This is a genomic window from Paenibacillus sp. FSL P4-0176, from assembly GCF_037975265.1.
GTDB lineage: Bacteria > Bacillota > Bacilli > Paenibacillales > Paenibacillaceae > Paenibacillus > Paenibacillus amylolyticus.
Window position 1 is genome coordinate 5,249,283 of sequence record NZ_CP150242.1, and the last position, 9,085, is coordinate 5,258,367.

At 45.2% G+C, this 9,085-nt stretch carries 9 protein-coding genes; all 9 read right to left on the bottom strand.

The features are described 5' to 3' along the window. Positions 1 to 43: 43 nt before the first annotated feature. The 9 genes from MKY95_RS24500 to MKY95_RS24540 are packed head-to-tail and all read right to left on the bottom strand — an operon-like array spanning position 44 to position 9,085. Positions 44 to 1,372 carry an MFS transporter gene (locus MKY95_RS24500; RefSeq protein ID WP_036668528.1) on the bottom strand — a complete coding sequence of 443 codons (1,329 nt, stop codon included), beginning with the start codon at positions 1,370 to 1,372 and terminating at the stop codon, positions 44 to 46. 20 nt (positions 1,373 to 1,392) lie between these two features. Then, complete coding sequence (locus MKY95_RS24505) at positions 1,393 to 2,028, bottom strand: TetR/AcrR family transcriptional regulator (protein ID WP_036615194.1); 636 nt, start codon at positions 2,026 to 2,028, stop codon at positions 1,393 to 1,395. A gap of 60 nt (positions 2,029 to 2,088) precedes the next feature. Further along, a complete protein-coding gene (locus MKY95_RS24510; RefSeq protein WP_036668524.1) occupies positions 2,089 to 2,856 on the bottom strand; it encodes an ABC transporter ATP-binding protein in 768 nt (255 codons plus the stop codon). Between the two features lie 12 nt (positions 2,857 to 2,868). Then, entirely contained in the window at positions 2,869 to 5,190 is a 2,322-nt protein-coding gene (locus tag MKY95_RS24515) for an FtsX-like permease family protein (protein WP_339194807.1), read from the bottom strand. 47 nt (positions 5,191 to 5,237) lie between these two features. Next, complete coding sequence (locus MKY95_RS24520; RefSeq protein ID WP_036615200.1) at positions 5,238 to 5,978, bottom strand: alpha/beta fold hydrolase; 741 nt, start codon at positions 5,976 to 5,978, stop codon at positions 5,238 to 5,240. 25 nt (positions 5,979 to 6,003) lie between these two features. Continuing rightward, entirely contained in the window at positions 6,004 to 6,888 is an 885-nt protein-coding gene (locus MKY95_RS24525; RefSeq protein ID WP_017687157.1) for a hypothetical protein, read from the bottom strand. After that, positions 6,885 to 7,148, bottom strand: coding sequence for an acyl carrier protein (locus tag MKY95_RS24530; RefSeq protein ID WP_017687156.1), 264 nt, complete (start codon positions 7,146 to 7,148; stop codon positions 6,885 to 6,887). Before MKY95_RS24530 ends, MKY95_RS24525 begins: the two co-directional genes overlap by 4 nt. A 15-nt stretch (positions 7,149 to 7,163) precedes the next feature. Beyond that, positions 7,164 to 8,213 carry an HAD-IIIC family phosphatase gene (locus MKY95_RS24535; RefSeq protein WP_036668585.1) on the bottom strand — a complete coding sequence of 350 codons (1,050 nt, stop codon included), beginning with the start codon at positions 8,211 to 8,213 and terminating at the stop codon, positions 7,164 to 7,166. A 20-nt stretch (positions 8,214 to 8,233) separates the two neighbouring features. Beyond that, entirely contained in the window at positions 8,234 to 9,085 is an 852-nt protein-coding gene (locus MKY95_RS24540; protein WP_036668523.1) for a 3-hydroxyacyl-CoA dehydrogenase family protein, read from the bottom strand.

A 9,085-nucleotide genomic window follows, 5' to 3' on the forward strand; every position in this document is an offset into this window, starting at 1 on the left:
TCACACGCTGCTGCGGACAAGGGCTTACGCTGTTGGATTCGAATTAATCGTGCGCCAACCCGCCAACATCGGATGGAGCTGTTATATCTGGGCTCTGCTCTAGAGATTTGATCATTTTCAAACGGGATGTGATTATTGCGATCAGAATAACAAACAGACCCGCGATGATAAACAGAAAGGCAATACCTCTGCCTGGCCCAGTTCCAATAATTTGACCAACAGACGAAGCCAGCGCTCCCCCCTCCATCAGTAACGGATTAAACACATGGTCGGCCAGAAAACCAGCCAAACTGTACGCGATAATAAACCCGAGTTGTGACAGAATACCAATGATTCCCCATACCCTGCCCTGCTTATCGTTGGCGATATTGTTTCGCACCAGTACATCTGCGCTCATATTAACAAACGGCAGTGATGACAGGAACAGAAAACCTGCGAAGATAATAAAATAAATGTTGGTGGATATGCCCAGAAGTGAAAAGGACAAACCGCACAAAATCAGACCCATCACAAGCACACTTGCGTATCTCTTTGTTATTGTAAATATGCCGATGCACAAGCTGCTAATCAGCATGCCGATGGCACTAACAGACTGAAACGTTCCAAGTGTCTTTGCATCCGTGAATGACAGAAGCATCGGACCAATGAGTGTCTCCAGGAATCCCAGATAAAAGGTGACAAGTGAAATAATCACCACCAGCAACAGTACTCCCTTGTTGGTTACAACTTCTCTCCAGCCCTCTTGAATATCTGTGATCCAGTTTTTTCCTTCTCGATCCTCTCGCTCCACCTTCATGCTCTTCCGAATAACCAGCACAGCCAGAATGGCAACCAGGAATGTCAGAATATTAATGACCAGAATGACTTCAATGGTTGTTATACTAAGCAGAATGCCCGCAATGATGGGTGAAAACAGAAACTTCGAGGATTCAGCCAGTTGTACAAGACCGCTGCCTTTTGAGAATTGATCCTTATCCAGCAGGTCCGTAGCAGAGGCCTTATATGCCGGGCTCTGCAACGCGGAAAACACGGAACTAAAGGCTACTCCCACATAGATATGCCATAATTGGATATCACCTGTGAGCATAATGGACAGAATGAAAATCAAACCGGCTGCCGACCCCAGGTCGCCGATAATCATCATCGTTCGACGGTCGAATCGGTCGGCCAGTACCCCTCCAATAGGTCGAAGCAGGATATTCGGCAGAAACGTGAATAAGGTAATCAATGCAACACTTGTTGCCGTATTCGTTTTTTCGAAGGCATACACCCCCAGGGAGAAGGCCGTAAGTCCAATCCCAATCATGGAGATGAGCTGACCAAACCATACTACCAGAAACTTTTTAAATGATTTTTGAACGGTATGTTCCATGGATGATACTCCTTTCTCGGCTAACCTTGATTCGGAAAATAGAGACGTGTGACGTAGGCGAAGCTTCCTTGTTCTGCTCCCAGCACACGTTCCATAATATGTGTGAATGCTTCAACCTTTTTTTGAAGTTCTTCCTCCTCCCATTGAAAGATGCCTCGATCCAGCAAAAATTGTGACGATACGAGCAGGAATTCGATGGATTCCTTTGGGTTAGGTGTATGAAATACCCCCTCCTGAATGCCCTGCTCTACCACCTCGGCCAAGATGGGACTTAATCGAATTACCGTCTCTACAAGACTCTTTTGGTGCATCTCCACATTATGAACACTGTGCAATTGCTCGATGAGATCATGTTTTCTGCCGTCTGGCTGATTCTGCGCCATCATGATGCGAAAAATTTTGTCATGGGCATTCAGTTTGGGATCGGACACGACGTGCCTGGCCGATGCCTCCCCACTCAAAATAAAACGCATCACGATGGCGTTCATAACCTCTTCCTTGGACTGAAAATAATAATAAAATGTACCCTTGGCAATGTTGCACGCCTGAAGGATATCCATGACCGTAGCTTTGGTGTACCCCTTTGTTATGAACAGAATCTCGGCGGCATCCAAAATCTCGTTCCTGCGTTCTTCCGGGTTTTTTATCAGTCTCATATCCTGGCCTCCGATACGTTCGACCGACTGTCGGTCTATTGTAGTCATGGAGTTCTTTTTTTAGAACCCCATTTCATTCAACCATTGCGCCAAATGGCTTTCCCTTTTTTTTAAATCCTGACGCTCTCTTGCATATTTTCCAATATTTCTATCTGCAACCAGCTTACCGTCCATCATAAACAGTACACGTTCCGATCTGGCAGCGACTTTCACATCATGGGTCACCAGCAGAATGGTTGTACCCGTTGCATTAATATCGCCCAGAATATCCATGATTTCATACGTTGATTTGGAATTCAGCGCCCCCGTTGGTTCATCGCCGAATAAAATATCTGGATTATTGATCAGCGCACGGCAGATGGCAATCCGTTGAAGCTGTCCGCCTGAGGCTTGGGTGATGTTATGCCCAGCAAGCTCATCAATCCCCATTTTTTTCATTAATGACATTGCCCGTGTATTAATCGTTTCTCTGCTGCTATTCTTGGCCAGATACGCGGAAAGTACAATATTGTCTAATAGATTCAGATTCTTGAGCAGATGAATATTTTGAAAGATGAATCCCATCTTGGTCAAACGTAGACTTGCCAGATCCCTCTCCTCAAATGCCGATATTTTTTTGCCATTAAAATAGACACTTCCAGCACTAATCTGATCCATACCACTTATGTTGTACAGTAAGGTAGACTTGCCTGAGCCAGATGGCCCCATGATGGAAACAAATTCTCCCTTTTTTAATTGAAGGTTGATATCTTTTAAGATGTTATGTTCTTCATTCTCGCCGATCGCTACGGATTTATTCACGTCTTTAGCCTCAAGTATAGTTGTCATCGTTGATCCTCCCTATTCGACAATCATTTTGGATATGCTCGTTTCCTTGATCGATTGGATGCTAATCCATGCTGTTAGTACAATCGTGCCTGCAAGTAACAATGGACACAAAATATATGCCTGTAACGGGTTAACAACAAAAACAATATTGGAAGCACCAAACGTCGACATAATGGCACTAACCAGCAACGGACCCAACGTATTGGACAATATCGTTCCAGTAACAACCCCTAAGATTAATATGACAAGTGACATCACGACATACTTGAACTTGATTTTAGACAAGGCAAACCCAAGGCTTCTTAGTACAGCAATGTCGTTGTTGTCCTTGGCTACTAACATCTGAAGGAACAGCGCTGTAATTAAAATAGATATGAAGACACCGATGACCAAGGCCAGCATCGTCACCATTTTCAATTGTTGGATGGTTCCGCCTAATGTCTGATCCAGATAACCTTGAAGATCGGTTACTTTGGCTGGCGAGAAAGCCGCCTCATATTCAGCGATTTTGGTAGCCATGTCCCCGCGATTATTCAGATCCAAACTGACCACGTACCACAACACACTATCCTTGTTGTAGGGCAATAAGGCCTTCGCCGTTTTGCCACCATTCGTAACGTCCTGGTATATTCCGCTGACCGTCATCATCTGGTCCTTGCCATTAACCAGCAAGGTAAGTTGCTCACCAGTCTTCAGGTGCAGCTCGCTACTGTTGGCATCAGATAACGCAATTTCATTCTCGGTTGTTGGCGCATTACCGCTAACATAAGACAATGGGAAAATACTGAAATCCCCAGTTTCTACACTCAGATTGTCGTAACTTCCTTCCGCATTTTTAATCTTGAACTGGCTTGTTACCAATGGGGAATAGGTTTTGATGTCTTTATCATTTTGGATCTGGGCAACCAGATTGTCATAACGCTGCTCCACATCATCTGTGTGCCTCAAGTCAATGCGAATATCACTTTGTCCAACACCCATATAAGAGATAAAACTTGGCGCCTGCAAAGTGTTCAGGAAGTTGACCGGCACAATCATGATAAATGAACTGACTACAAAGACGAACAACAATAATCGAAACATCTTGATTCGCTGTATCACTTCCTTCAGACCAAGAAAGACAGGTACGGAAGACCAGCGATTGCGGGACAAACTAAGCCGGTTTCGAATGATCTGTGTATCGCCCAGGCTTCCGGTACGGAGAGCATCCACCGCGGAGATGGAACGAAAACGCCGCAGTACCGTTCGACAGAACAGAACAACCATGGCAAATATTATTCCAGCGGCTAATAACGGAATCGCGAAATGCAACAGGGTTGCAGGTGCTTTTCCCATATACAACATGATGTTGGAAACAAATAATTTGTTAACACCAAGTGATGCAATGTAACCAAGCACGGATGCAAATCCGGCCATAAATACATACTTCATCAGATACAGTCTCTTAATATCCTTCTCTGCGATCCCTATCGCTTTCATGACACTAATCTCACGATAATCCTCTTCGATGGTCGCAAGCATCGTGAATCGGATGCAGAGCATCGCGATCAGAATCAGCACAAGACTGACCAGAATAATAACGGCTGCAATGACTCCGTCGGTCATGGCATTCAATACTTGGAAAAGCCCATAGGTTACGACTGGACCCGCGTTAGGAAGTCCGGCATTTTGGTAAGCCTGGGTAAATTCACTCGTCAGTCCGGGATCCGTCAACCGGAATTCGATGAGATACTCCATCTCTCCGATGCTCTGCTTCAGTTCTTGCAAATTCCCTGCACTCACGATAAAACGTTTGGAGTGCACAACCGATGGATTCATCTGAGCATCACGGACAAAATCAACGATGGTGTAAGAACGCTCAAATTGACCATTATCGATCCGAACCTGGTCGCCCACGCTCAATTTTTTTTGCTGCATGTAATATACCGGAACCGCGATCTCGCCATCGTTCACCTGAATAATCTCACTGTCCAGATTCAACAAATAGTCGAAACCCTGATTCTGTGTAACAAAGTCAATGTCCATAACGCTGTTCTTTTCGGACTCTGCTCCGAGAAACAGATTAGAGCCGTCAATGTTAACCATTTCCACAATCTGATGCTGCTGGACCATGGCATTTTCTTCAGCCCATGTATTCACTTTGACCTGATCGAGTTCTCCGGCATGCATTTGCACAAAATGTGGTGTTTTGGATTCAGAAAATAGATATTGGATGGAACTCGTCAGTTCCATAATCATTCTTGACCCCGAAGATACCAGCAAGGCGGCCAGCAGTACAAAAATAAACAACGCAGCCGTAATCCCTTTTTTTCTCGTTATATCGTTTCTCAGCATTCGTAGCAGCATAAACGAACATGGCTCCTCTCATCTACAAGTTGTTCCTATTTATCTGGAGTCATAAAGCTTGTCAGACAATGCGCCACCGTTGAAGGTTGATGCATCATGAACATATGAGCACCCTCTTTGATGGTTTGAAGCTTCATGGATGTGCCAAAATATCGGCCCCATCTCAACGCTGATTGAAGGGTAACAGTACGATCCCGTTCTCCCCACAGATACAATACCGGCAATGAGAGCGGCTCATATTCAAGCGTTGCTGCAGATTCCAGCATCCTGAAATCCGCCCGGATGACGGGCAGAAAATAATTCAATAATTCTTTTTCATGTATCAGTTCTTGCGGGAGAGCTTCATAGGAAAACAGATGATCAATCAGATTTTCGTCTGACATCCGATCATAATTCTGCATCCCGCATTCATCAGGCGTGTTGCAGGCAGATAACACAAGCCGTAGCGTTTTAGCTACATCTGGACGTTCCTGACATAAGCGCTGCGCAACGAAGTAGGCTGTAATTCCTCCCAGACTATGTCCAAATAACAGACTGCCGGGCTGTATAACATCCAGCAGCTTGCTGGTATACAGTTCTACGAGTTGCTGCATATGCTCCAGGGGTGTTTCGGTGTTCAGACCATGACCCGGGGGCGTAAACGCCCAAATTTCCGTGTCAGGAAGGTAAGGCACTAGGGGCTGAAAACTGTTGGAGTTGCCACCGAGATAAGGAAAACAGACCATTTGTCTGTTTCCCTCCCCCTTTTGTAGCTGCTCCAAATAGATCGGTTCCATCACTTATCCACCACCATAACCAGGCTTACTTTCTTTCCAGAACATATGCAGGGAATGTCTGAAGCGAAGTATCCACATTTTTACGCTTGAAAATGACATGTATGACAATAGCCGATATTGCAAAAAAGAAGAATTGCATAATTTGAACTTGCGGATTAAAGTAGTACAAATCAATTTGACTTCCTGTGGCCACAAGCCAGAATGCAAGCAGATAAAACAGAAGTGTACCTTTGGTTGCATTGAAGATATAACTTTGGAACACGATAAATGCCATAAGCTGAACAACGTAGTATATGTAAGTGGTTGAGGTGCCAAAAGAGGAAATCAAGTATCCCGGAAGCACCCATAATCCGAACAACAGGCCGGTAATCAGACCACTTGTTATATTATTTTTTAACTTCCCTTGCAAGAATGGAAGCAAAAATCCGATCCAGCCAAACAGCCCACCAATCAGCCCCGTCTCCTTGATCAGATTCACAATCCCCAACCAGATCATTTCAGGTACACTATATGTCAGTTCAGGGACCGGTATGCCGAATAACAAGGAACCAAAGTGCATTGTTGATGCAAAGATGATGGAAATTCCAATAATGAGCGGTATCCAGAACAGGTCCTGTCTGCGCGGAACCAGCTTCATAAACATTCCTTTTAATGCTTCCTTTCCGCCCATCACATAACATGTAATTAATCCGGCAATGGAAGGTGAATACAGAGCAACGATCGCAAGTGGATGCATCAAGGTTAACTCACCTGTTATGGGTACAATAAAATCCGCAAAGAACATGAACAAACTTGCGATTCCATAACATGTGCCAAAGGAAATTCCCAAAAACAAATACATATATTTGTTGGACGGGCTGGTTGCCGGACTTGTGACTGGACGAATGGATGCCTGATTAGCTGTAATCATAGTGCCGCCTCCTTCTCAGTCAACTTTCTCTCAATAAGATCATGCAAACGGTTAATCGTGCAGAAATTAGCCAAATCCAGATCTTCATTTGCTATCTCAATCTGGAATCTACGCTCTACAAAGTCCACCAAACGCATCGCAAAGAGCGAATTGACGAACCGCTGCTCAAAATAATTGTCATTATCATTAATTTGAGTGTCCTCATGATCCATGGTGAGGTTGTTCCCGATAAACTCCCGAATTTCCTGACGATAATCCACTGCCCTTCCCCCTTGTTATTGATATTGCCCCTCGGGCACTAAAACCTCAATGTAGTCTGGAAACTCTACAGCCTGTTGCAAATCATGATAAAACAGTACTCTTCCTTCCTGATCTGCAGATTGCTGCTTGAAACCGGCAAAGCGGTAGCTGATATTCATCATCCGGTTCCTTCCGGTATCCCTGAAGTCCGCAAGCATCTGTTTGCCCTGCTTCTGAGCTTCACGCATGATATACGTTAGCAGTACACTCCCTGCTCCCCTGGACATCACTCTGCATGACATCAGAAGCATGTTTAGCCGCCATACTTTCTGCTGCATGTGAATAAGTGCAAGCCCAATTTTGCCATACGTTCCGTATTTGTCTTCGAGTTCACACACCAATAACATGTGGTCCTGCGAGGTCATCAGTTGATGCAGCTCCTCGTAACTGTAGGTAATTCCCGTTGCATTTAGTTGATTGGTGCGGACGGTAAGTTCCTCTGCACGTTGAAGATCATCCTCAGTAGCCTCGTAGATGGAAAATTTCATGCCAAGCGTAGCCAGAAATTGTTCTGAAGGTCCTTCATACTGTTCCTCAGCCTGTTTACGGAGTGTATCCGCCTGGTACATCTGCCTTCTGCACGCAGAGTCGGCTGTAATGAATCGGGGCATCAGCCTTGGGTCATCAAGCATGGTTTCATATTGACCCGCATGAAGTACCTGGATGTCAGCATGTACACTTTGCACTTCTTCCAGTTCAAAAGGTTGATCATCCACAAACAGAATGGCATCCATGCCGATATTAATGTTCTGCTGAATCCGCTGAACAGAGACGGATTTTGCATCCCAATGGATTTCGGGATACAGAAAATATTCGGCGATGCCCAGTTCGTTTAGTTTCGCCCAAGCTAGCTCTGCATCATTTTTACTGGCAACAGAATGCAAAATACCTCGCTGGTCCAGTTTTTCAATCACCTCCTTTAAGCCCGGCTTCAGTTGCACATCTGCAGATTCAAGCAAAACCCCATCCCATATGGTGTGGTCCAGATCCCAAACGATACACTTGATATCCTTGAGCTTTTCCATGGTCATGCCACCCTTCATCATTAGTAGGCATAGAATCCTTGACCCGTCTTCCGCCCCCACTGTCCTGCATCAACCATTTTCTGCAACATCGGACAGCATCGGAATTTGGGGTCCTGATAGCTGTCGTACAATACTTTCAATGAATGCACGACCGTATCCAGACCAATCAGATCCGCCGTCTCCAGCGGCCCCATCTGATAATTGAAGCCCTTCTTCATAATGGCGTCCACCTGCTCGGGTGTAGCGATTCCATCCTGTACAATGTACGCCGCTTCATTCATTAACAAGTGCGAGAGGCGATTAGAGACAAACCCGGGCAGATCCTCTATGACAACTGGACTTTTATCAAGAGTTTCCAAAAACGCTACCATCTCATGTTCCGTACCCTGTGTTGTATGATGTCCTTTGATCACCTCCACCATGGATTTAACGGGAACCGGATTCATCAGATGCACCCCAATGACTCGACCTGGTTCAGGCAAAAATGAAGCGAGCTTTGTCACGGAAATACAGCTTGTATTTAGCGCAAATAAAGCATCCGGACGAACCTTGTGGTATAGTCGTGCGTAAACTTCCTTTTTCAACTCCAGGTTTTCGGTTACATTTTCAATAATGATACTTGCCTCTTCCACCCCTTCATCTTGTGTCTGGAACGAGATTCGTTCCATGATCTGATTCAGGGGCACCTGACCGTACCCTTGCTTCAGAAAGCAAGCTGAACGATATTCACGACGTATAACATCAGGGGCGTGTTCGATGACCGACGCCGAAATATCCTGCAAAATTACACGATAACCAGCCCTCGCGACATCCAGTGCTGTGGCGCATCCCATCACCCCTGCGCCAATGATTGCAATGAGTCGATTATGCAT

Bases quoted from the DNA above. Each gene is read 5' to 3' on its own strand.
- MKY95_RS24500 (WP_036668528.1), bottom strand. From the start codon at position 1,372: ATGGAACATACCGTTCAAAAATCATTTAAAAAGTTTCTGGTAGTATGG.
- MKY95_RS24510 (WP_036668524.1), bottom strand. From the start codon at position 2,856: ATGACAACTATACTTGAGGCTAAAGACGTGAATAAATCCGTAGCGATC.
- MKY95_RS24535 (WP_036668585.1), bottom strand. From the start codon at position 8,213: ATGGAAAAGCTCAAGGATATCAAGTGTATCGTTTGGGATCTGGACCAC.
- MKY95_RS24540 (WP_036668523.1), bottom strand. From the start codon at position 9,085: ATGCATAATCGACTCATTGCAATCATTGGCGCAGGGGTGATGGGATGC.
- MKY95_RS24520 (WP_036615200.1), bottom strand. From the start codon at position 5,978: ATGGAACCGATCTATTTGGAGCAGCTACAAAAGGGGGAGGGAAACAGA.
- MKY95_RS24505 (WP_036615194.1), bottom strand. From the start codon at position 2,028: ATGAGACTGATAAAAAACCCGGAAGAACGCAGGAACGAGATTTTGGAT.
- MKY95_RS24525 (WP_017687157.1), bottom strand. From the start codon at position 6,888: ATGATTACAGCTAATCAGGCATCCATTCGTCCAGTCACAAGTCCGGCA.
- MKY95_RS24515 (WP_339194807.1), bottom strand. From the start codon at position 5,190: ATGCTGAGAAACGATATAACGAGAAAAAAAGGGATTACGGCTGCGTTG.